Origin of the sequence: uncultured Caulobacter sp. (genome assembly GCF_937900395.1) — a bacterium.
Classification (GTDB): domain Bacteria; phylum Pseudomonadota; class Alphaproteobacteria; order Caulobacterales; family Caulobacteraceae; genus Caulobacter.
Genome location: NZ_CALCDX010000062.1, coordinates 1 through 23257 on the forward strand (window position 1 = coordinate 1; position 23257 = coordinate 23257).

16 protein-coding genes and 1 pseudogene are annotated in these 23257 nt (G+C 68.1%); 12 read left to right on the forward strand and 5 right to left on the reverse strand.

The window, feature by feature from the left end; all coding sequences use genetic code 11:
* From Q0379_RS05545 to Q0379_RS05560, 4 genes are all read left to right on the forward strand, one after another.
* Window positions 1–475: carboxyl transferase domain-containing protein (locus Q0379_RS05545; RefSeq protein ID WP_299005409.1), on the forward strand; the 475-nt coding region annotated here is incomplete at its 5' end.
* Between the two features lie 17 nt (window positions 476–492).
* The gene (locus tag Q0379_RS05550; protein ID WP_299005412.1) at window positions 493–1770 is read left to right on the forward strand and encodes an MgtC/SapB family protein; all 1278 of its coding nucleotides are present in this window, start codon (window positions 493–495) and stop codon (window positions 1768–1770) included.
* 773 nt (window positions 1771–2543) lie between these two features.
* Entirely contained in the window at window positions 2544–4253 is a 1710-nt protein-coding gene (metG, locus tag Q0379_RS05555) for a methionine--tRNA ligase (RefSeq protein ID WP_299005415.1), read from the forward strand.
* A 1-nt stretch (window position 4254) separates the two neighbouring features.
* On the forward strand, window positions 4255–5472 hold the full coding sequence (locus Q0379_RS05560) for a major facilitator superfamily domain-containing protein 6 (RefSeq protein ID WP_299005418.1): 1218 nt from the start codon (window positions 4255–4257) through the stop codon (window positions 5470–5472).
* Window positions 5473–5531: 59 nt separating this feature from the next.
* Here the strand turns inward: Q0379_RS05560 and cysN are convergent, their stop codons facing one another.
* Window positions 5532–7439: a sulfate adenylyltransferase subunit CysN gene (cysN, locus tag Q0379_RS05565; protein ID WP_299005423.1), complete on the reverse strand. Its 1908-nt coding sequence runs from the start codon at window positions 7437–7439 to the stop codon at window positions 5532–5534.
* Complete coding sequence (cysD, locus tag Q0379_RS05570) at window positions 7439–8407, reverse strand: sulfate adenylyltransferase subunit CysD (RefSeq protein ID WP_299005427.1); 969 nt, start codon at window positions 8405–8407, stop codon at window positions 7439–7441. Before cysD ends, cysN begins: the two co-directional genes overlap by 1 nt.
* A gap of 232 nt (window positions 8408–8639) precedes the next feature.
* Between cysD and Q0379_RS05575 the strand changes: the two genes are divergently transcribed.
* The 3 genes from Q0379_RS05575 (at window position 8640) to Q0379_RS05585 (ending at window position 12236) form a co-directional block, all read left to right on the forward strand.
* A complete protein-coding gene (locus Q0379_RS05575) occupies window positions 8640–8849 on the forward strand; it encodes a hypothetical protein (RefSeq protein WP_299005430.1) in 210 nt (69 codons plus the stop codon).
* A 153-nt stretch (window positions 8850–9002) separates the two neighbouring features.
* Complete coding sequence (locus tag Q0379_RS05580) at window positions 9003–11660, forward strand: polar localization protein TipN (protein ID WP_299005433.1); 2658 nt, start codon at window positions 9003–9005, stop codon at window positions 11658–11660.
* A gap of 15 nt (window positions 11661–11675) precedes the next feature.
* Window positions 11676–12236, forward strand: a complete 561-nt coding sequence (locus tag Q0379_RS05585) for a sugar transferase (RefSeq protein ID WP_299005436.1) — start codon at window positions 11676–11678, stop codon at window positions 12234–12236.
* Here the strand turns inward: Q0379_RS05585 and Q0379_RS05590 are convergent.
* On the reverse strand, window positions 12233–13681 hold the full coding sequence (locus tag Q0379_RS05590) for a mannitol dehydrogenase family protein (RefSeq protein ID WP_299005439.1): 1449 nt from the start codon (window positions 13679–13681) through the stop codon (window positions 12233–12235). The genes Q0379_RS05585 and Q0379_RS05590 overlap by 4 nt on opposite strands.
* Window positions 13682–13764: 83 nt before the next feature.
* Window positions 13765–15273, reverse strand: coding sequence for an altronate dehydratase family protein (locus tag Q0379_RS05595; protein ID WP_299005442.1), 1509 nt, complete (start codon window positions 15271–15273; stop codon window positions 13765–13767).
* A gap of 159 nt (window positions 15274–15432) precedes the next feature.
* Between Q0379_RS05595 and Q0379_RS05600 the strand changes: the two genes are divergently transcribed.
* From Q0379_RS05600 to kduI, 3 genes are all read left to right on the forward strand, one after another.
* Window positions 15433–16506, forward strand: coding sequence for a LacI family DNA-binding transcriptional regulator (locus Q0379_RS05600; protein ID WP_299005445.1), 1074 nt, complete (start codon window positions 15433–15435; stop codon window positions 16504–16506).
* Window positions 16507–16614: 108 nt separating this feature from the next.
* A complete protein-coding gene (uxaC, locus tag Q0379_RS05605; RefSeq protein ID WP_299005448.1) occupies window positions 16615–18078 on the forward strand; it encodes a glucuronate isomerase in 1464 nt (487 codons plus the stop codon).
* A gap of 24 nt (window positions 18079–18102) precedes the next feature.
* Window positions 18103–18942, forward strand: coding sequence for a 5-dehydro-4-deoxy-D-glucuronate isomerase (kduI, locus tag Q0379_RS05610; protein WP_299005451.1), 840 nt, complete (start codon window positions 18103–18105; stop codon window positions 18940–18942).
* A 47-nt stretch (window positions 18943–18989) separates the two neighbouring features.
* Here kduI and Q0379_RS05615 read toward each other — a convergent pair.
* Window positions 18990–19070: pseudogene (locus Q0379_RS05615) on the reverse strand (hypothetical protein); the annotation flags it as partial.
* 22 nt (window positions 19071–19092) lie between these two features.
* Between Q0379_RS05615 and kduD the strand changes: the two are divergent.
* Together kduD and ppc are read left to right on the forward strand one after the other, a co-directional pair.
* The gene (kduD, locus tag Q0379_RS05620) at window positions 19093–19848 is read left to right on the forward strand and encodes a 2-dehydro-3-deoxy-D-gluconate 5-dehydrogenase KduD (RefSeq protein ID WP_299005454.1); all 756 of its coding nucleotides are present in this window, start codon (window positions 19093–19095) and stop codon (window positions 19846–19848) included.
* A 174-nt stretch (window positions 19849–20022) separates the two neighbouring features.
* Complete coding sequence (ppc, locus tag Q0379_RS05625; RefSeq protein ID WP_299005458.1) at window positions 20023–22752, forward strand: phosphoenolpyruvate carboxylase; 2730 nt, start codon at window positions 20023–20025, stop codon at window positions 22750–22752.
* The last annotated feature ends 505 nt before the right edge of the window (window positions 22753–23257 follow it).

A 23257-nucleotide genomic window follows, 5' to 3' on the forward strand; every position in this document is an offset into this window, starting at 1 on the left:
CCCGATCATCACCTTCGTCGACGTGCCGGGCTTCATGCCGGGCACCAAGCAGGAGTACGGCGGGCTGATCAAGCACGGCGCCAAGCTCTTGTTCGCCTACGCCGAGGCCACCGTGCCGAAGATCACCGTCATCACCCGCAAGGCCTATGGCGGCGCCTATGACGTGATGAGCTCCAAGCACCTGCGCGGCGACCTGAACTACGCCTGGCCGACCGCCGAGATCGCGGTGATGGGCGCCAAGGGGGCGGTGGAGATTATCTTCCGCCAGGAGGCCAAGGACCCAGAGGCCCTGGCCGCCCGCGAGGCCGAGTACAAGAACGCCTTCGCCAACCCGTTCGTCGCCGCCCAGCGCGGCTATATCGACGACGTGATCATGCCCCACGGCACCCGCCGCCGGATCGTGCGCGGCCTCAAGAGCCTTAAGGGCAAGGAACTCTCCAACCCCTGGAAAAAGCACGATAACATCCCGCTGTAGCAGCGGAGGCGACGCCCTTGTCGGAATGGATTCAGGCCCTGTCGCCCTTCGCCGGCGTGGGCCTGGCGTTCGCGCTGGGGCTGCTGATCGGCGTCGAGCGCGGCTGGTCGCACCGGGCGGAACCAGACGGCGCGCGCGTCGCGGGCATTCGCACCTTCGCGCTGTTGGGCCTAGCCGGCGGCGTAGCAGGGGAGGCGACGGCGCGGGTCTCGCCGCTGATCGGGTCGGCGATCCTGATCGCGGCGGCCGCGGCCCTGCTGATCGGCTATGCGCGCGCGGCCGCCAAGGACGACCTCAGCGCCACCACCACGGTCGTGGGCATCATCACCCTGGGCCTCGGCGCCCTGGCCGCCGCCGGCCAATGGACCCTGGCGTGTGTCCTGGCGGCGTTGACCACCTTGATCCTGGCGCAGCGCAAGCGGCTGCATGAGTGGGTCGAAGGGCTTAGTGAGCTCGAACTCCAGGCCATCGTCCGCTTCGCCCTGATCTCGCTGGCGATCCTGCCGCTGCTGCCCAACCACGCGTTCGGGCCGATGGACGCCTGGAACCCTCGCGAAATCTGGATGGTGGTCGTGCTGGTCTCGGGCCTGTCGCTGATCGGCTATGCGGCCAGTCGCAGGCTGGGCGCCGAGAAGGGCGTCTTGGCGACCGCTGCGGTCGGGGCGGTGGTCTCCTCGACCGCCGTCACCGCCACCATGGCCGCGCGCATTCGCAAGTCGGACGGCGAGACCACGGTGCTGGTCGCCGGGATCGCCCTGGCCTCGACAGTCATGATCGTGCGGGTGCTGGTCCTTGTCGCCGTGCTCGCGCCGTTCGCCTTGTCGGCCTTCGCGCTGGTGGCGGTTCCAGCGGGTCTGGTGGGCGCGGCCTATGTCGGCTGGGCGCTACGAATGAAGTCAGCGTCTACGAGCGATGGCCCCGCGCCATCGGTTCGCAACCCCTTCGACTTGGGGCCCGCCTTGCTGCTGGCGGGCCTGGTGATGGTGATCACGCTAGCTGGCCGCTGGGCTATGCAGGCTTTTGGCGGCGCGGGCCTCGCGACCGTTCTGGGGATTTCAGGCATGGTCGATGTCGACGCGGCCATCATCGCCATGAGCCGCCTGCCCGCGGGAAGCCTGACCCCCAAGCTCGCCGGCCTGATCCTGGCCGCCCCGATCCTGGCCAACACCCTGGTCAAGGCGGGCCTGGCCTTCACGATCGCGCGCGGCTCGGCGGGCGCGAAGGCGGCCGGGCCGCTCCTGGTGACTTTCGTCGCCGGCCTGGCGGGCGTCGCGGCGCTGGCGGTGGTGTTCTAAGCCGGCCGCCGCCGCAGGCCCCCACCTGACCTGCTTCGCAGGTCGTCCGCCCCCCGGAAGGGGCGGAAGGGAACGCGAGCCTTCTTCCCCCTCCGGGGGAGGAGCGCCGTAGGCGCGGAGGGGGCGAGTACGAGCGTTCGCGGCGCTCCATGATCCGCGTAGACGAAATCGAACCCAGCGATTTCAACGGCTTGTCACTTTTACGCGCCGCTCTGTGATCCGCGTTGAAACTGCCGCCATACTCAGAGCTGTCCCCGTCGCGGGGGAGGGCGTTTGGATCCGGCCCAATACGGCGGCGGGGATAGGCTGAGCGGGGCCGTTTTTGGTCCCCGTCCGTTTCGGCAGGTCGCGTGGCTTACTCTTTAGGAGCGCGCGCGGGTGGCGGGGCGAGGCGGGACAAGGCCGAGAGCGGAGCGACAGGGCGGTGATCGATAAAGCCGCCTATCGTGGATCGCCGAGCTGGAGACGGTAGAGCCGATCCAGTTGGTCCATGCCCGTCCGGGGGGAACGGAGGCCCGAGCAGATAACGCTCACGCCCGCCGTCCTCATGGAAACAACAGCCTGGCGGAGCGGTCGACGAGCCGAAACGCAAATCAAACCATACGGTCTCCGGGTTCGCCCGGCCGCTCCGTCGCCTCCCCAACACCTTCAGCGAGCGATCGCGTGAAGCGGCGAAGGCATGCGCCGTCGCCAAACCTTTCCCTCGCGGCCCGACCCTTCTATATGCGGACGCTTCTTTGCTTCGTCCGACTTGCCCGAAAGGCCGCGCCCGCATGGCTCGCATCCTGATCACCTCGGCCCTGCCGTACATCAACGGCATCAAGCACCTGGGGAATCTGGCGGGGTCGATGCTGCCGGCCGACGTCTATGCGCGCTTTCAGCGGGCGCGCGGCCATGAGACGCTCTACATCTGCGCCACCGACGAGCATGGCACGCCGGCTGAGCTGGCGGCGGCGGCCGCCAACCAGGACGTCGCCACCTACTGCGCCGAGCAGCACGTGCTGCAGCATGACGTTGGCCGCGCCTTTGGACTGTCGTGGGACTGGTTCGGCCGCTCCTCGTCGCCGCAGAACCATCGCCTGACCCAGCACTTCTGCCAGGCCCTGGAGGATCATGGTCTGATCGAGGAGCGGGTCGACCAGATGGTCTATTCGGTCGACGACAAGCGCTTCCTGCCCGACCGCTACGTCGAGGGGACCTGCCCCCACTGCGGCTTCGAGAAGGCGCGCGGCGACCAGTGCGACAACTGCGGCAACCTGCTGGACCCCACCGACCTGATCAATCCGTACTCGGTGATCTCGGGCTCGCGGAACATCGAGGTGCGTGACACCAAGCACCTCTACCTGCTGCAGACCAAGATGCAGGACAAGATCCGCGCCTGGGTCGACAGCCACGCCGACTGGCCGCAACTGGCGCGTTCGATCGCCTACAAGCATTTGGACGAGGGCTTGATCGATCGGGGCATTACCCGCGACCTGGCCTGGGGCATTCCCGTTGCCAAGGACGGCGTCCCGCGCCCCGGCTTCGAGGACAAGGTCTTCTACGTCTGGTTCGACGCCCCGATCGAATACATCGCCGCGACCCAGGAGTGGGCGGAAGCTCAGCCCGATCGCGACTGGAAGCGCTGGTGGCGCACCGACGAGGGCGCGGATGACGTCCGCTACGTCCAGTTCATGGGCAAGGACAATGTCGCGTTCCACACGGTCAGCTTCCCGGCGACCATCCTCGGCTCGGAAGAGCCGTGGAAGAGCGTCGACATGCTGAAAGCCTTCAACTGGCTGAACTGGTACGGCGGCAAGTTCTCGACCTCGAACAAGCGCGGCGTCTTCATGGACGCGGCTCTGGACATCCTGCCGCCCGACCTGTGGCGCTGGTACCTGACCGCCAACTCGCCCGAAGGCAGCGACACGGCCTTCACCTGGGAGCAGTTCGCCAGCGCCGTGAACCGCGACCTGGCCGACGTGCTGGGCAACTTCGTCAACCGCATCCTGAAGTTCACCGAAAGCAAGTTCGAGGGCGTCGTGCCCGAGGGCGGTCAGCCGGGCCCGCTGGAAGAGAAGCTGTTCGCCGACGTCTCGGCGCGCCTGGCGGACCTCGCCGAGCAGATGGACGCGATCGAGATCCGCAAGAGCGCCCAGGCGCTGCGGGCGCTGTGGGTGGTCGGCAACGAGTACCTGCAGGAGGCCGCGCCGTGGACCGCGATCAAGACTGATCGCGACCGCGCCGCCCTCATTGTCCGCACGGCCCTGAACCTGGCGGCGCTGTACGCCAAGATCTCGGCCCCCTTCATCCCGTTCGCGGCCGAGAAGATCAGCGAGGCGTTCAGCCTGGACTTCCCGGCGGCGTGGCCGTCGAACGACGCCGCCGCCGAGCTTTCCAAGCTGACCGTCGGCCAGGCGATCACGGTGCCCGATGTCCTCTTTAAGAAGATCGACGACGACCAGATCGCCGAGTGGACGGCCCGCTTCGGCGGCGCGGAATAGGGTGACGGCGGGGGCGGACAACACGACCGAGGGGAGGGGCCTCCCGACCCTGGTCCGGCTCTGCCTGTTCTACGCCTCGCTGTTCCTGGTCTCGGGCGTCAGCCTGCCTTACGCCGGGACCTTCCTGCGCGATCGCGGCATGAGCGGCGGCGCGATCGGCTTGATCCTGGCCGTGCCGCTGCTGCTGAAGCCCTTCACGGGTCCGGCGCTGGCGGTCTGGGCCGACGGCTTCAAGCTGCGGCGCACGCCGATGATCCTGCTGCTGATCGGCGCGGGCCTTGGCTATGCGGGTCTGCTGGCGGGCCATAACCTCTTGTGGCTGGTCCTGGCCTGGTTCGTCGGCCAGACCCTGATGTCCACGGTCTCGCCGCTCATCGATGTGATCACCCTGCGACGGGCGCGGGTCGAGGGCTTCAACTACGGCCTGGCGCGCGGCACGGGCTCCAGCGCCTTCATCGCCGCCAACCTGCTGATGGGCGCGATCCTGACCTTCGCCGCGCCGACGATCATCGCCCTCTGGATCGTCGCCACCTGCTTCATCGGCGCGTTGGCGGCCGCCTGGATGGTGCCGCCAGAGCGGGTTCACGCCGAGGGGGCCAAGCCGGGCCGGGCCGAGCGCTGGAAGGGGCTGGGCGACCTGATGCGCAACCGCACCTTCGTGCTGGCGGTTGTGACGGCGGGCCTGATCCAGGGCGCGCACGCCTTCTACTACGGCTTCTCGGCCATCCTCTGGCGCAAGCAGGGGATCAGCGAGCCGATGATCGGCGTGCTCTGGGGCGTCGGCGTCGCCGTCGAGGTGGGCTTCATGTTCTTCCTCGAACCCCTGCGCCGTCGCTGGGGCCCCGAGCGGTTCCTGGTCCTCGGCGCCCTGGCGGCGGTGGTCCGCTGGACCGCCTATGCGTTCCAGCCGCCCCTGTGGGCGCTGTTCCCCCTACAAGCCCTGCACGCCTTGACGTTCGCGGCCTCGTTCCTGGCCTCGTTGCGCCTGATCGAGAAGCTGGCGCCGCCATCGGCGGCTTCGCCGGCCCAGGCGATCAACTCGGCCCTGTCGTCAGGCTTCACGCTCGGCATCGCGACCCTGGCGTCGGGGCCGTTGTTCGACGCGTTTGGGCCCTTTGGCTATCTGGCCACGGCAGGCATGGCGGGTCTGGGACTGATCGGCGCGATCGTCCTGGCCCGCCAGTCCCGTAGCCTGTCTAACGACAGGCTACGATTCTGAGCTGCGAGCGTGATAGTCGCCGAAACCGGCATCCACTTTCGGCTATCACGCTCGGGGCGTCAGATCGTGTAGTCGATCTCGCGGCCTTCCAGCCACGCCACGATCCGCTCCGCCGCCTCGACGGGATCGATCGCGGTGGTGTCGATCCGCAGCTCGGGGCTTTCTGGCGCCTCATAGGGGCTATCGACGCCGGTGAAGTTCTTCAGCTGGCCCGAGCGGGCCTTCTTGTAGAGGCCCTTGACGTCCCGCGCCTCGGCCACGGCCAGGGGCGTGTCGACGAAGACCTCGATGAACTCGCCCGGCTCCAGGATGTCGCGCGCCAGCTGGCGCTCGGCCCGAAACGGCGAGATGAAGGCGGTCAGCACGATCAGGCCCGCGTCGACCATCAGCTTGGCGACCTCGGCCACCCGGCGGATGTTCTCGACGCGGTCCTCCTCGGTGAAGCCGAGGTCTTTATTCAGCCCGTGGCGGACGTTGTCGCCGTCCAGCAGATAGGTGTGGCGGCCCAGGGCGTGCAGGCGCTTCTCGACCAGATTGGCGATGGTCGACTTGCCCGCGCCCGACAGACCCGTCAGCCAGACCACCTGGCCGCGCTGGGACTTCAGGGCCGCGCGCGAGACCTTGGTGACGTCGGTGTGCTGCCAGTGAATATTGTCGGCCCGCCGCAGGGCGAAGTTGATCATGCCCGCGCCGACCGTGCGGTTGGACAGGCGGTCGATCAGGATGAAGCCGCCCATCTGGCGGTTGTCGGCATAGGCCTCGAACGGGATGGCCTGGTCGAGCGAGAGATTGCAGACTCCGATCTCGTTCAGCTCCAGCCGCTTGGCGGCCGTGTGCTCCAGCGTGTTGACGTTCACCCGGTGCTTGATGTCGGTGACGCTGGCGCCGACCGTGCGCGCGCCCAGCTTCAGAAGATAGGCGCGGCCCGGCGGCAAGGGCTCGTCGTCCATCCAGACAAGCGTGGCCTCGAACTGGTTGGCGACCGGAGCGGGGGCGGCGGCGGCGGCGATGACGTCGCCGCGCGAGATGTCGATCTCGTCCTCCAGCGTCAGGGTCACGGACTGGCCGGCCACCGCCCGATCGAGGTCGCCGGGCAGGGTGACGATCCGCGACACGCGGCTCTCACGGCCCGAGGGCAGGGCGCGGATGCGGTCGCCGGGCTTGATCGTCCCCGAGGCAATCAGGCCCGAGAAGCCGCGGAAGTCGAGGTTCGGGCGGTTGACCCACTGCACGGGCATGCGGAAGGCCTTGGCCTGAAGGTCGTCCTCGACCTCGACGCCTTCCAGCCAGTCCATCAGGATCGGCCCCTCGAACCACGGTGTCGCGTCGCTGCGGGTCGCGATATTGTCGCCGCCCAGGCCCGAGATCGGGATCGGCGTGAAGACCGTCAGGCCGATCTGGTCGGCGAAGGCGCGGTAGTCGGCGACGATGGTCTCGAAGACCTCCTGGTCCCAGCCGACCAGGTCCATCTTGTTCACCGCCAGCACCACGTTGCGGATGCCCAGCAGGCTGACGAGGTAACTGTGGCGACGGGTCTGGGTCAGCACGCCCTTGCGGGCGTCGATCAGGATCACGGCCGCGTCGGCGGTCGAGGCGCCGGTGACCATGTTGCGCGTGTACTGCTCGTGGCCGGGGGTGTCGGCGACGATGAACTTGCGCTTCTCGGTCGAGAAGAAGCGGTAGGCGACATCGATGGTGATGCCTTGCTCGCGCTCGGCGGCCAGGCCGTCGACCAGCAGGGCGAAGTCGATCGCGCCGCCTTGAGTGCCGACCTTCTTGCTATCGGCTTCGAGGGCCGCCAGCTGGTCCTCGAAGATCATCTTGCTATCGTACAGCAGACGGCCGATCAGCGTGGACTTTCCGTCGTCGACGCTGCCGCAGGTGATGAAGCGCAGCAGCGACTTGTGCTGATGCTGGTGCAAATAGGCTTCGATATCCTCGGCGATCAGGGCGGACTGGTGCGCCATCAGAAGTAGCCCTCCTGCTTCTTCTTCTCCATCGAGGCGGACTGGTCATGGTCGATGACCCGGCCCTGGCGCTCGCTGGTGGTGGTAAGCAGCATTTCCTGGATGACCTGCGGGAGGGTGGCGGCCGCGCTCTCGACCGCGCCGGTCAGCGGGTAGCAGCCGAGGGTGCGGAAGCGGACGCTCTTCATCTGCGGGACTTCGCCGTCGCGCAGGCGGAAGCGGTCGTCGTCGACCATGATCAGCGCGCCGTCGCGCTCGACCACCGGTCGCTCGGCCGCGAAGTAAAGCGGCACGATCGGAATGTTCTCCAGGTGGATGTATTGCCAGACGTCCAGCTCGGTCCAATTGGAGATTGGGAAGACGCGCAGGCTTTCGCCCGGATGCTTGCGGGTGTTGTAGAGGTTCCAGAGCTCAGGACGCTGGTTCTTCGGGTCCCAGCGGTGCTCGGCCGAGCGGAACGAGAAGACCCGCTCCTTGGCCCGGCTCTTCTCCTCGTCGCGGCGGGCGCCGCCGAAGGCCGCGTCGAAGCCGTATTTGGTCAGCGCCTGCTTGAGGCCCTCGGTCTTCCAGAGGTCGGTGTGCAGGGCGCTGCCGTGGTCGAACGGGTTGATCCCGCGGGCCTCGGCGTCGGGGTTCTTGTAGACGATCAGGTCGAAGCCCAACTCGGAGGCGATCCGGTCGCGCAGGGCGTACATGTCCCGGAACTTCCAGGTCGTGTCGACGTGCAGCAGCGGGAAGGGCGGCTTGCTGGGATAGAAGGCCTTGGCGGCCAGGTGCAGCATCACCGCGCTGTCCTTGCCGATCGAGTAGAGCATGACGGGGCGTTCGCACTCGGCCGCCACTTCCCGAAGGATGTGGATGCTCTCGGCCTCCAAGCGCTGGAGGTGCGTCAGGCGGGCCGGCGAGATCTCAATCGTCTTCATCGGTTCCGGCGGGAGCGCTGCGGGTGCGAATTCGGTAAGGGCCAAGGCGAGGTTCCGCAAAGGGAAAAATGTCCGGAGCCCTTCTGGTCGAGAAGAGCGGCGAACCTATGGTGGGACCTAGGCCTCGCCGACACGGGCGGCAACGCCGGAAATCTGGAGGCGCTGTCAGTTGGATTGGCGCCACACCTTCGCAAGCTTTGGCGTTCATGACGGAATTTTCACTCGCGCGACGCGCGAGAGTCTCGCATAACGCCGCTATCGGGTTTTGAGGCGGGTCATGGCCTTCTTGGCTGAAATGTTGGCGGTGGCGGTCGTTTGGCTGTCCTCTTTCGCGCTGTGCCAGTTTGGCGTGGCGACGGAGACGCACGCCCGCAAAGCCAACCATACCCACGCAGTGAAGACCGTGGCGCGCTCGCCGCGCGCGGAAGCCGCCAAGCCGCAGCCGGTCCCGACCGCCGCGCCCTCGACCACGCCCAAGGCCGCTTAAGCCGCGATTAGGCGTCGCACCTGTGCGAACGCAACCAAAGCCGCTTTTCGTCAAGGCTTTTCACCGTTAGGTTCATCCGACACGCGAAGGAGGGGCCGGCGCGCGAAGGCTGTCTCAGCGCCCCCCGCCGACGCCCTGGGACTCCGGCTGTGTATGAAGCCTAAGAAGCGACAACCGTTCGATTTCTCCGCGACGCCGACGGCTCCTCCCGTGGAAGAGAGCAGCGTCGCGCCCGAGCTTCCCGAATCGACGTCGTTTTCCGATCCTGTGATCGAACCAGCCTCCGCCGAGCCGCTGACCCTGAACGACGATCTGGATGTTCCGCCGCCGACGACCGTGCGGTCGCGACGCCGACGGGAGGCCGAGCCCGAACAGCCCAAGAATTTCGCCGAACCGGAGCTGAAGCCCGCGCCGTCGCTGTCGGTCTCTCAGCCCTTGGCGCCGATCGCCGAGCCCGAGCGCGCCGCGCCCGCCAAGGCGGAGAAGCGCGACGCTGCGCTTGATCTTCGCCTGCCGCCGGGCTCCACGCCGGTGACGCTCGAGACCGAAGATTCGCCGCGTCGCATGTCTGGCGCGCTGTTCTGGACCTTGGCCTCGGCGATCGCCGCCCTCTGGGCTTTGGCGCCGATCGCTTTTGCGTTCGGCTATGCTCGAGGCGTGCCGGCCTTTCAGGTCGAGGGTTTCGCCTTCACGGTCTTCGCCAGCCTGGCGATCGGCCCGGCTCTGATGACCTTGCTGGGCGCCTATCTGTTGCGGCAAGCGACGGGGATCTCCGACGAGTTGCGCCGGACGCGGACCGCGACGGACCGCATTGTAACGCCCGCCGCCCTGGCCGCCGTCGGCGCCTCCAGCGCCGTGGACGCCATGCGCCAAGGCGTCGATGAAGCCGCCGCCGCCGCCGAGCGCGCCCGCGAGCACATCATCTCCCTCCGCGAGGCCCTGGCCGAGGAGACCGCGCGTCTCGCCGAGGCGGCCGCCGAGTCGGCCCGAATGGCCAATCAGCTCGCGCAGGGGCTCGGCCACGAACGCACGGCGATGGAGACTCTTTCGCAGTCGCTGGACGCGCGTTCCACGGCGGTGGTCGACGCCATCGGCAGCCAAGCCCGCATGGTCGCCGAGGCCTCCGATCTGGCGGAGACCCAGTTGCGCGAAGCCGAGGCGGCCCTGGCCGCTCGCGCCGCCGACCTCGCCGCCGCCGCGGCGGAAGCTTCCGACGCGGCGCGCGTCGGGGCCGAGGACCTGTCGCGTCAGGTCGCTCGCCTGGAGAGCGCCGGCTTGGGCGTCAGCGACCAGGTCGCGGCCGTCGAGAAGACCCTGGCCGCCCAGCGCGCCGCCCTGCTTGAAGTCAGCCAGGCCCTGCGCTCCGAGCAGGAGGATTTCGCCGCCGAGGCCGAGACCCGCACCGCGCAGCTCACCGAGTTTGTCGCCTATACCCGCGTGGGCGCCACCGAGCTCTCCGACCAAGCCGCGATGGGCGCGGAAATCCTGCGCGGGCTGATCAGCTCCGCCGCCGACCAGTTCCGCGAGATGGCCGACAGCGCCAAGGCGCGTCAGGACGCCCTGGCGGAAGAGACCAAGAAGACGCTCGAGATGATTGGCGACGTCGCCGAGAACCAGCGAACCTTGCTTGAGGAAGAGCTGAAGGCAGCGATGGAGGCGATGGCCGACGCGGCCCTCAAGGCGGCTCAAGGCGTCGAAGCGCGGGTCGAGGCGGCTCGCAGCCGCGTCGACCAACTGAACGAGATCGCCTTCGCCGCCGGTCAGAAGGCCGATGCGGTCTTCGAGTCCCGGATGGAAGAGGCGCGCGACATCATCGAGCACTCGGCGCAGATGGTCGAACAGGCCGGCGCGCGGACGTCCCAGAAGCTGGCGGATTCGGTGCAAGCGGCGCGCGGCACGCTGGACGAACTGGAGGCGATGCTGTCGGAGATCGGCAAGCGCACCGCCGAACTGCCGTCGGAAGCCCTGATGAAGGCCGCCGAGGTTCGCGTCTCGATCGAGCAGGGCGTCGAGCAGCTGATGAACGCCGTGCGGCGTACGGCCGACGAGACCGCCGCCATCGATCAGGCGTTCCAGGAGCGCGTGCGCCGCAATTACGAGATGCTCAGCGAGGCGGCGGGCGCTGTCACCGCCGCGGGCGTGTCGACGGTCGCGGCCCGGGCGGCTTCGTCGTCAGCCGCCAAGGGCCGCGCCGCGCCTCCGCCGCCCCCAGCGGCCGCCAAGCCGTCCCAGCCCCAGCCTCTGCCGATGGCGGAATTCGATGACGAAGGAGACGCCCCGAACGATCGCCGCCGCCTGCGCCTGACGCCGACCGCGACGGACGAGGAGTTCCGATCGGTCTTCGAGAAAGCCAGCAGCCGTAAGGCCGCGCCCCCCGCCGACGACGGCGAAGGGCAGGGCGGCTGGAGCTGGCGCAACCTGCTGTCGGGCATCGAGAGCAGTTCGCCGGGCGACGCCGCCCTGGGCGAGAAGCTGGCGGCCGAGATCACGGCCATGGGCATCGATCCGCACGCCCTTCTGCCGCGTCCGCGCATCGACGAGATCGCCGCCGCCTTGCAGACGGGCGACGCCGGCGGCGCTCGCGAAGTGGTCAAGCGTTTAGCGCCGGCCGCCATTCGTCGCCTGGTTCGCCGCCTGTTCTCCGACTCGACCCTCAAGGGCAACGCCGAGCGCTTCATCAAGCGCTATGCCGGGATGGTCGAGGAGGCAGCCGGGCAGGATCGCGAAGGCTTCCTGATGGCGGCGCTGTTGTCCTCGGACGCTGGGCGGGCCTATCTGCTGCTCGACGCCGCCAGCGGCGACCTCGGCTAATTTCGGACGTTCGACTTGAAGCGCGCGTTTGACCTGCTGGCCTCGGCGGTCGGCCTGATCGTGCTGGGCGCGCCGATGCTGGCGCTATGGCTGCTGGTGCGGCTGACGTCGCCTGGTCCGGGCCTTTACTGGTCGCAGCGGGTGGGGAAGGGCTCGTCCCTGTTTCCGATGCCCAAGTTCCGCACCATGCGGATCGACACGCCCGAGGTCGCGACCCATCTGCTCGACGATCCCGATCGCTGGCTGACGCCGGTCGGGCCGTTGATGCGCAAGCTGAGCCTGGACGAGCTACCCCAGCTGTGGAGCGTGCTGGTCGGTCACATGAGCCTGGTTGGCCCGCGTCCGGCGCTGTTCAATCAGCACGACCTGATCGCGGCGCGCAGGGCGGCCGGCGTCGATGTCTTGCGGCCGGGGGTGACCGGCTGGGCGCAGATCAACGGCCGTGACGAGCTGGCCATTCCGGACAAGGTGGCGCTCGACGCCGAATACCTGCGCCGGCGCTCGTTCCTGTTCGACCTGAAGATCCTGGTCAGCACCGTCGTGCCGGTGCTGACCGCCAGAGGCGTCACCCGCTAGCCGAGGTCGGCGTAAGCCTTCTCGAGCGCCGCGACGAAGGTCGGGTTGCCCACGAGCGCCGCCGGGAAGACGGTGTCCAGCGCCAGGAAGGCCGCCACGTCGGTCTTGGCCTCCCCGGTCGCGGCGACGCCGAGCGCGGTCAGCGCCTCGGCCAGGGGATCGGTGATCGCTTCGCCGGCCTTGGCGCGCAGGGCCACGAACCGCATCCAGGCCGCCAGCGGGATCGCCAGGCGTTCGATCGAACGGCCGGCGTCCAGCGCCTCGGTCAGCGTGCCGAGGATGCGGAAGGGCAGTTTCTGCGAGCCGTCCCAGGCGATCTGCGACAAGTAATGGCGGATCTCGGGATTGCGGAAGCGCGCCAGGATGGCCTCGGCGTACTGGGCCAGATCCAGGCCGCGAGGCGCGGTCAGGGTCGGAATGATGTCCTTGACCATCATGTCGCGCGCCAGGGCTTCCAGCACGGGATCGCTGACCGCCTCGAACACCGTCTCGTGGCCGCGCAGGATGCCGGCATAGGCGAGGGTGGAGTGCACGCCGTTCAGCAGCCGCAGCTTGGCGCGTTCGAAGCCGCGGACGTCATCGGTCAGGATGACGCCAACGCTGGCGAGGTCCGGGGCGTCAGCCGGCAGAACATCCTCGACCACCCACTGGGTGAAGGCCTCGCGCTGGATCGGCCAGGCGTCCTCCAGGCCGGTCGCGGCGAGCACCCGGGCGCGCAAGGCGTCGTCCGTGGCCGGCGTGATGCTGTCGACCATCGTTCGCGGGAAGCTGCCCTCGCGCTCGATCCAGGCGGCGAGGTCGGCGTCCAGCTTGGCGGCGAACGCGACTACGGCCGCCTTCAGGCGCCAGCCGTTGTCGGCGAGGTTGTCGCAAGCGACCACGGCGTAGGGCGCCAGGCCCGCCGCGTGGCGTCGACGCAGGCCTTCGACGATGTAGCCAACGGCGCTCTTGGGCTCGCGGGGATGGGCCAGGTCATGAACGATATCGGGGTGGCTCTCGTCGAGCCCGCCCTCCGCCGACAGGGTGTAGCCCTTCTCGGTCACGGTCAGGGTCACCATGCGGGTGGCCGGCGCGGCGAGCCGGGCGAAGACCGACGGCGGATCCTCCGGCGCGACCAGAACCTCTTGGATGGAGCCGATGATCCGGAAGGTCGTCTCTGCGTCCAGCTGGGCCAGGGTGTAGAGGCCGTCCTGAGGCTCCAGGGCGTCACGGACGCCAGGGCTCTTCAGCGAGACGGCGCAGATTCCCCAGCGCGAGTCCTTGGCCAGCAACTGGTCGAAATAGAAGGCCTGGTGGGCGCGGTGGAAGGCGCCCGGGCCAAAGTGAACGACGCCAATCTGAACCTTGTCGCGGTCATAGGCGGGCAAGGCGACGCCCGGGATCGCGCCGGGATAGCTGGTGGCGCTCAGACGCAGGGCGGAAGAGGTCTCGGAGGAAGCGGTCAAGGGAAGCGCCTAGAGATCGAAGGAACGTTCAGGCCGTCTACATGCTGTAGTCTGGCCTCGGTGACAATTGGCTTGACCAATTTCTAAAGGGTCACGCCGGACTTCCAGATGGCGATCTCGCGTTCGCCGTTCAGCTCGGCCTTGGTCGGCTTGCCGGAAGCGGTTTCGACCACGAGGTCCATCAGCGCGTTCGCGGCGTCGTCCATCGCAACGCCGGCCAAGACCTGGCCCGCGTCGAAATCGATCCACCCAGGCTTGCGCTGGGCGAGGCCCGAGTTCGAGGCGATCTTCAGGGTCGGGGCGGGGAAGCCGAGCGGGGTGCCGCGTCCCGTCGTGAACAGGATCACCGTGGCCCCCGCCGCCGTCAGGGCCGTCGACGAGACCGCGTCGTTTCCAGGCGCTTCGAGCAGGGTCAGGCCGTGCGGTCCGACCCGCTCGCCGTAGCGCAGCACCTCGACCAGCGGCGCGCGGCCGCCCTTCTGCACCGCGCCGAGGGACTTCTCCTCCAGCGTCGTGATGCCGCCGGCGATGTTGCCAGGCGAGGGGTTTTCATAGATCGGCTGATTGTTGTCGATGAAGTAGCGCTTGAAGTCGTCGATCACGCAGACGGCCTGGTCGAACACCTCGCGGCTGGCGGCGCGGGACAGCAGCACGCCCTCCGCGCCGAACACCTCGGGGATTTCCGTGAGCACGGGCGTACCGCCGGCGTCGGCGACCTTGTCGGCGATGCGGCCGACCAGCGGATTGGCGGTGACGCCGGAGAAGCCGTCCGAGCCGCCGCATTTGAGGCCCACGACCAGCTCGGACACGGGGATCGGCTCGCGGCGATCGCGCTCGGCGATCTCGACGAGCGCCTCGACAGCGGCGAGGCCATCTTCGAGCTCGTCCTCGACCATCTGGGTGGTGAAGCTGCGCAGACGGTCGCGATCGATCTCCGGCGCGCTCTCCAGCAGGGCCTTCAGCTGATTGTTCTCGCAGCCCAAACCCAGCAGCAGGACGCCGCCCGCGTTGGGGTGGCTGGCCAAGGCCGCGATCAGCTTGCGGGTGTGGGTCAGGTCATCGCCCAGCTGCGAGCAGCCGAACGGGTGGGGAAAGGCGAAGACGCCGTCGACGCGGCCGGCGAAGCGCTGGTTGGCCTTCTCGGCGATGCGGCGGGCGGTGTTGGCGACGCAGCCCACGGTGCACAGCACCCAGATCTCGTTGCGCGTGCCCGCCCGGCCGTTCTTGCGCCGATAGCCCTGGAAGGTGCGCGGCGTCGCCTTCTGCCGAGGTTCGGGCTGGGCGGGCGTCCAGGCGAAGTCCTCGACGCCCTCAAGGCGGGTGGCGACGTTGTGGACGTGGACGTGATCGCCCACGGCGATATCGACGACGGCGCGTCCGATCGGCCAGCCATACTTCAGCACGTCCTCGCCAGCCTGGGCGGCGCGGATGGCGATCTTGTGGCCCTTGGGGATGTCCGCGCGCGCAACGATGGCATGGCCATGGAAGTCCACGGCCTCGCCAAGCGCGATGTCACGCAGCGACGTAGCGACGTGGTCGCGCGGGTCGACCGGGTGGATCGATTCGCGTTGCGGCTGGAGCGCATCAGTCATCGTGAAGTCTCGCCCTCGGGGCGGGGATCGCCAAAAGAAAAGATCAGTGACATGGTAACCGGTGTCAGATTGGCGGCAAGTCGATGTTTCGTCGTAGGTGGCGATCACCGTCTCGCTAGAGTATGACAAGCCAAAATAAACAATGCCGCTGGGAACGCCGTGACTGCTTCGAATACGCCTTCCTCGAATCCGGAAGAAAGCGAGACCGGCGTCGAGGGCGGACGCCGCCGGGCGACGATCAACGATATCGCGCGTCTGGCCGGCGTTTCGAAGAAGACCGTCTCGCGCGTCATCAACCAGTCGCCGTTCGTTCGCGACGAGACGCGCGAGCGGATCGAGGCGGTCATCGCCGAGTGGGGCTATGCGCCCGATCCGCAGGCGAGGGGCTTGGCGTTCCGCCGATCGTTCCTGATCGGCATGATCTACGACAACCCCAATCCGCAGTACGTCGTGAACATGCAGCTTGGCCTGCTGGACGGCTTGCGCGGGTCCGGCTTCGAGCTGGTGGTGCACCCTTGCGACCGCTCCAGTCCGACCTTCCTGGCCGATATTCGGGCCTTTGTGGAGCGCCAGAAGCTGTTCGGCGTGGTGCTGCCGCCGTCGGTCTCCGAGGACGATCGGGTCGCCAAGCTGCTCAACGAGATCGGCTGCGCCTACATTCGCATTGCCTCGGTCGAGCTGGACAAGCCCGAGCACATGATCGTTGGTCACGACCGGCTGGGCGGGGCCCAGGCCGCGCGGCACATCCTGTCGCTTGGGCACCGCCGGATCGCCTTCATCTCGGGTCCCGCCACCTTCCGCTCGTCGCACGAGCGGCGAGGGGGCTTCGAAGACGCCCTGGCCGAGGCGGGGCTGAAGCTGGCGCCGGAGGACATCGTCCAAGGCGGCTACACCTTCGAGTCCGGCGTGGCTTGCGGAGACATTCTTCTGGCGCGCAACCCGCGTCCGACCGCGATCTTCTGCGGCAACGACGAAATGGCAGCGGGCGTGCTGCAATCTGCCCGCAAGGCAGGTCTTTCGGTGCCGCAAGACGTCACCGTCGTCGGCTTTGACGACTTCCAGATCGCCCAGGCGGTGTGGCCGCCGCTGACCACGGTGCGCACGCCGACGCGCGAGATCGGCCGCATGGCCGCCGAGAAGCTGCTCGGCGTCGAACGGCCTGAGCCGCGCGACCTTACGACAACGGAGCCAAGCTTGGTGGTGCGCGAGTCCTCGGGCCCGGTTCCGGCGTGAATGCTCGCGGCCGCCTCCGGCTTGCATCGTGACATGACACCGGTTACCAAGCGGGCCGAAGCGGCTCGTCGCGAAGTCGCCGGTCAGATAGGGAGCAGACCTTAAGCCATGCCCAGGCCTCTGAATTTCCATGATGACCGGCTGTTTCCGGCCGATCCGACCACCCGGTCCTACGCCCGCGGCCTGTACGGCCTGGTCAAGAACCTGCCGATCATCAGCCCGCACGGCCACACCGACCCCAGCTGGTTCGCGACCAACGCGCCGTTCCAGGACGCCACCGATCTGCTGCTGGCGCCGGACCACTACCTGTTCCGGATGCTCTACAGCCAGGGCATCCAGCTCGACGCGCTGAAGGTGCGCTCGAAGGCCGGCGTTCCCGACACCGACCCGCGCGAGGCCTGGCGCGTGTTCGCCAGCAACTTCCACCTGTTCCGGGGCACGCCCTCGTGGGTGTGGCTGAACCACGTGTTCAGCAAGGTGTTCGGCTTCACCGAGTTCCTCGAAGCCTCGAACTCGGACGCCTATTACGACCGCATCACCGAGGCGCTGGCGACCGAGGCCTACCGTCCGCGCGCCCTGTTCGATCGCTTCAACATCGAGACCCTGGCGACCACCGAAGGGCCGCACGAGAGTCTCGCGCACCACAAGGCGATCCGCGAGAGCGGGTGGGGCGGCCACGTCATCACCGCCTACCGCCCCGACGCGGTGATCGACTTCGAGGATGAGCGCTCGCCGCGCGCCTTCGAGCGCTTCGGCGAGGTGTCCGGCCAGGACGTCTATAGCTGGAAGTCCTATCTCGAAGCCCACCGGCTGCGCCGCCAGGCCTTCATCGAGGCCGGCGCCACGTCGTCCGACCACGGCCACCCGACCGCCGCCACGGCCGACCTGAGCGACGTCGAGGCCGAGGCGCTGTTTGCCGATCTGGTGAAGGGCAATGTGACGCCGGCGAAGGCCGAGCTGTTCCGCGCCCAGATGCTCACCGAGATGGCCAAGATGAGCCTGGACGACGGGCTGGTCATGCAGATCCACCCCGGTTCGCACCGGAACCACAATGTCGGCCTTCTGAATTCGCACGGCCGCGACAAGGGCGCCGACATCCCGATGCGCACCGAGTACGTGGATGCGCTGAAGCCGCTGCTGACCCGCCTGGGCAACGATCCGCGCCTGTCGATCATCCTGTTCACGCTGGACGAGACGACCTACAGCCGCGAACTGGCCCCGCTGGCCGGCCACTATCCGGTGCTGAAGCTGGGCCCGTCCTGGTGGTTCCACGACAGCCCGGAAGGCATGATGCGCTTCCGCGAGCAGGTCACCGAGACCGCCGGCTTCTACAACACCGTCGGCTTCAACGACGACACCCGCGCCTTCCTGTCGATCCCAGCCCGTCACGACGTGGCCCGCCGCGTCGACAGCGCCTTCCTGGCCCGCATGGTCGCCGAGCACCGGATGGACCTGGTCGAGGCCGAGGAGCTGATCGTCGATCTGACGTACAACCTGCCTAAGAAGGCCTACAAACTCGACCAGCGTCCGGACTGGGCCCGTCCCGCCGCGCTGCGCGCCGCCGCCGAATAGAACACCCTTTCCGGAGACTCCCCGATGTTCGCCAAGACCTATCACGCCACTCATCCGGACATGATGTTCGCGGTCAGCAACGATGACCTGCGCGACCGCTACCTGATGCAGGGCCTGTTCCAGGACGGCCAGATCGTCTTGACCTACAACCACGCCGAACGCTTCGTCGTCGGCGGCGTCGTGGCGACCAGCCCGATCAAGCTGCCCGACCAGACCGAGCCCGCCTCGGCCGCCGGCCACCCGTTCCTGGAACGTCGCGAACTGGGCGTGATCAATGTCGGCGAGACCACCGGCAAGATCACCGTCGACGGCGTCGCCTACGAGATCGTGCCGCGTGACGGCCTGTACGTGACTATGGGCGCCAAGGAGGTCACGTTCGAAGGCGTCGACGGCGCCGCGCGCTTCTACCTGGTCAGCCTGCCGGCCCACGCCGCGTTCGAGACCAAGAAGCTGGCCTTCGCCGACGCCATTCCGCTGGAGCGCGGCGCGCTGGAGACCAGCAACGAGCGCACGATCTACCAGTACATCGTGCCGACCACCTGCAAGTCGGCCCAGCTGCTGCTGGGCATGACCGTGCTGAAGCCGGGCAGCGTCTGGAACACCATGCCGCCCCACCTGCACGACCGCCGCTCGGAAGCCTATTTCTACTTCGGCCTCGGCGAGAACGATCGGGTCTTCCACTACATGGGCGAGCCGGACGAGATGCGTCACATCGTGATCGCCAACGAGGAAGCCGTGATGAGCCCGCCGTGGTCGATCCACATGGGCTCGGGCACCGCCAACTACACCTTCATCTGGGCGATGGGCGGCGAGAACCTCGACTACACCGACATGAACGTGCTGGACATCTGCCAGCTGAAGTAGGGGCTTTGGCCACCGGGCTCCGGTGTCATCCCGGCCGGAGCGCAGCGTAGAGCCGGGACCCAGGGGCGGCCGCCTTGCCGCTGGCCCCTGGGTCCCGGATCGACCTTTCAGGTCGTCCGGGATGACACTCATTTTGGACAGGAACTGACAATGGCCAATCCGTTCAGCCTCGAAGGCAAGGTCGCGCTCGTCACCGGCGCCAACACCGGGATCGGGCAGGGGATCGCCATCGCCCTGGCCGCCGCCGGCGCGGACATCGCCGCCGCGGGCCGCAGCGAGCCGACCGAAACCCAGAAGGCCGTCGAGGCTCTCGGCCGCAAGTTCCTGTCGATCAAGGCCGACTTCGGCTCGACCGAGCCCGTCCAGCGCGTGGTCGACGAGACCGTCGCCGCCTTCGGCAAGGCCGACATCCTGGTCAATAACGCCGGCATCATCCGCCGCGCGGACTCGATCGAGTTCAGCGAGGCCGACTGGGACGCGGTGATGGACACCAATCTGAAGGTCGTCTTCTTCCTGACCCAGGCCTTCGCCAAGCAGGCGCTGAAGCAGGGTGGCGGCAAGGTGATCAACATCGCCTCGCTGCTGTCCTTCCAGGGCGGCATTCGCGTGCCGTCGTACACCGCCGCGAAGTCGGGTCTGGCCGGCCTGACCAAGATCCTCGCCAACGAGTGGGCGACCAAGGGGATCAACGTCAACGCCATCGCGCCGGGCTATTTCGACACCAATAACACCGAGGCCCTGCGCAACGACGCCGACCGCAACGCGGCCATCCTGGCGCGCATCCCGGCCGGTCGCTGGGGCCGTCCCGAGGACATCGGCGGCGCCGCCGTGTTCCTGGCCTCGTCGGCTTCGGACTACGTCCAGGGGATTACTCTGCCCGTGGATGGCGGCTGGCTGGCTCGCTGACGAAATAAAAGCACGCAATCGGTCGATGGTAGCGCAACCATCGTGCCGAGCGGGTTTTCTCGTCTGGTGAACAAGGCTAGAGGGCGCCCTGGCGTCAAGTCTCCCCGCCGCGACGCGCCCTCGAACCTTCTGTCTGCATGGGATCCCGCCGCTCGGGGTCCTCGGAGTCCGCGCATGCGCAACCCGGCCCTGTCGATCGACGTCGATCGTCCGACCAGCCACCACGTCCGCAAGAACGCCAATCTGCTGAGCGACTTGCTGGTCGAGGCGATCGCCTATCTGGAAGGCGAGGAGGCCGCCGCCCTGGTGGCCCGGGCCCGCAAGGTCGCCTCGCACGAGGATGTCGCCAACGGCGACGCCCCGGTGCTGGATCACCTGTTCTCCGACCTTTCGAAGGATCAGGCCGTGTTTCTGGCCCGCGCCTTCGCCAGCCACTCGCTGCTGGCCAATATCGGCGAGGACGTCGCCGGCCGCCGTCGACACGCCGAGGCCGACGCCCAGCCGGGCGACGCCCGTCCCCGCACCCTGGTCGACGCCGTCAAGCTGCTGAAGGCCCAGGGCAAGACCGACGAGGATCTGGCACGGACCTTCGGCGCGATGAACGTCGTGCCGGTGCTGACCGCCCACCCGACCGAGGTGCGCCGCCGCAGCATGGTCGACCGCGAGACCGAGATCTCGCGTCTGATGGCCCTGCGCCGCCACCACCTGCCGCCGGATCTGGACGCCGAGATCCGCGAGAGCCTGTTCCGCGAGATCGCCCTGATGTGGCGAACGCGCCTTTACCGGCCCGAGCGGATCACGGTGAAGGACGAGATCCGCAACGCGCTCTCGATCGTCCGCACCTCGATCCTGCCGGCGATCATCGACCTCTATGGCGACTGGACCGGCAAGATCGGCCAGCACGGCCATCTCGCGCCACTGCTGAAGCTGGGCTCGTGGCTGGGCGGCGACCGCGACGGCCATCCGGGCGTCAATGGCGAGACGCTGAAGCTGGCCTTCGCCAGCCAGTCGCGCGTGATCCTCGACTGGTACGCCGGCGAGGTCCGCAAGCTGTGGTCCAACCTCGCCGTCTCGACCGCCTATGCGCCGGTGTCGGAGGAGCTGCTGGCCCTGGCCGCCCAGACCCGCGATCCCTCGGTCCACCGCCTGGACGAGCCCTATCGCCTGGCCCTGGAGTTGATCTTCGACCGCCTGACCGCCGTCTCGCAGAAGCTGACCGGCCAGCCCGTGGCCTTCGCCACGGGCGTCACCAGCGTCGAGCCCTACGGCCATCCGGACGCCTTCATCGCCGACCTGTCGGTGATCATCGAGAGCCTCGAACGCAATGGTGGCGAGCGCCTGGTCGGCTCGGCCCTGCGCACGCTGGTCGAGGTGGCCAAGGCCTGCGGCTTCCACCTGATGAGCCTGGACCTGCGCCAGAACGCCGACGTCCATGAGCGGACGATCCACGAACTCTACGAGCGCGCCGGCTCCGGGGTCGCCTATCTGAAGCTCGACGAGGACGCACGCTGCAAGCTGCTGATCGAGGAGCTGTCGCACCAGCGGCCGCTGGTCTCGCCGTTCACCGAGTACAGCGAGGAGACGACCAAGGAGCTGGCGACCATGACCGCCGCCGCCCAGGCGGTGCGCGACTACGGCCACGGGTGCCTGGGGGCCTACATCATCTCGAAGTCGGCGACCCTGTCCGACATCCTCGAGCCGCTGGTGCTGCTGAAGCAGGTGGGCCTGGTCTGGGGCGGCGCGGCGCCGCGCGCCTCGGTCAAGGTCGCGCCGCTGTTCGAGACCATCGGCGACCTCGAGAACGGTCCCGCCGTCCTGCGCCAGTGGCTGGAGCTTCCGCTGGCCCGCTCGATCCTGGGCGATCGACCGGTGCAGGAGATCATGCTCGGCTACTCCGACAGCAATAAGGACGGCGGCTATGTCGCCAGCCGGCGGGGCGTCGCGGTCGGGGCCTCGGCCCTGGCCCGCGAGGCCGACCGGATGGGCGTCGGCTTGCAGCTGTTCCACGGTCGGGGCGGCAGCGTCGGGCGGGGCGGGGGACCGGCCGCCGAGGCCGTGCTGGCCCAGCCGGCCGGCACCGTCCAAGGCCGCATCCGGATGACCGAGCAGGGCGAGATGATCGCCCGCCGCTTCGGCGACCAGCCCACCGCGCGCCGCAATCTCGACGGCCTGGCCGCCGCCGTGCTGATCGCCAGCGACCGTCCGGTCCACGCGCCCGACCCGAAGATCGACGCGGCGATGACGGCCCTGGCCGACGCCTCGTTCCACGGCTTCCGCGCCCTGGTGTACGACGATCCGGCCTTCGAGGACTTCTTCTGGTCGGTCACCCCGATCAGCGAGATCGTCGGCCTCAACATCGGCAGCCGTCCGGCCAGCCGGACCGCCAGCCGCAAGATCGAGGACCTGCGGGCCATCCCGTGGGTGTTCAGCTGGTCCCAGGCTCGCTTCATGCTGCCCGGCTGGTACGGCTTCGCCTCGGGCGTCGACCGGGCGGGCCTCTCGGTCGAGCAGCTGCGCGACCTGGCCGGCAACTTCGACTTCTTCGCCTCCCTGCTGTCGAACATGGAGCTGGCCCTGGCCCAGAGCCACATGCCGATCGCCTCGCGCTACGTCGCGCTGTCGCCGGATAAGGAGAGCGCCCAGCGCATCTTCGCGACGATCCGGCGCGAGCACGAGCGGGCGGCCGAACTGGCCCTAGCCATTCGCGGCGGGACCAGCCTGCTCGACAACCAGCCCGACCTCGCCGAATCCGTCGCCCTGGCGGGCCGCGTCGTCGATCCGCTGAACCATCTGCAGCTGGAGCTGCTGTCGCGGCGCCGGGCGGGGGACCAGGACGATGAGCTGCGGCTGGCGATCCAGCTGACCGTCGCCGGCATCGCCGCCGGTTTGCGCAATACGGGGTGAGCCTCCTTGTCATCCGACCTCCCCGGCGAATGCCGGGGTCCAGGTCGAGCCCGCTGACCCAGCGGGACCGATGAGGGCGGAAGGCGCGTCATCCCAAGCCGTTCAGGCTGAATCTGGGCCCCGGCATTCGCCGGGGAGACCGGTTTGTTAAACGTCGTTCTTTCATTCCTGCAAAGCCTTTCGTTTTCAATCGGTTGTCTATCTCCAAAACCGAGGCTCGCGCCGCTTGCGCTCCCCGTCGCTTTCTGTTTATCTGCGCATGACACCGGTGGCTAAGTGGCCTGGCCACTTTCCCTCCTCTCGAGTGACACCGGTGTCATCACGTTTCGGCTCGACGTCGTGGTCGGTCCGTCTCGTTTGCGGCTCTTTGAGCTCGCTCCTGCGCAAACTCCGGGGCGTCGGGTCATGCCGGCGCCCTCACTTTTGCGTCGGCGGTCGGGTGAGGGGAGGCGCGGCAAAAGGTTTGGGGAAGGAAACGAGGACCAGTGTCTTTCACGCGGATCGC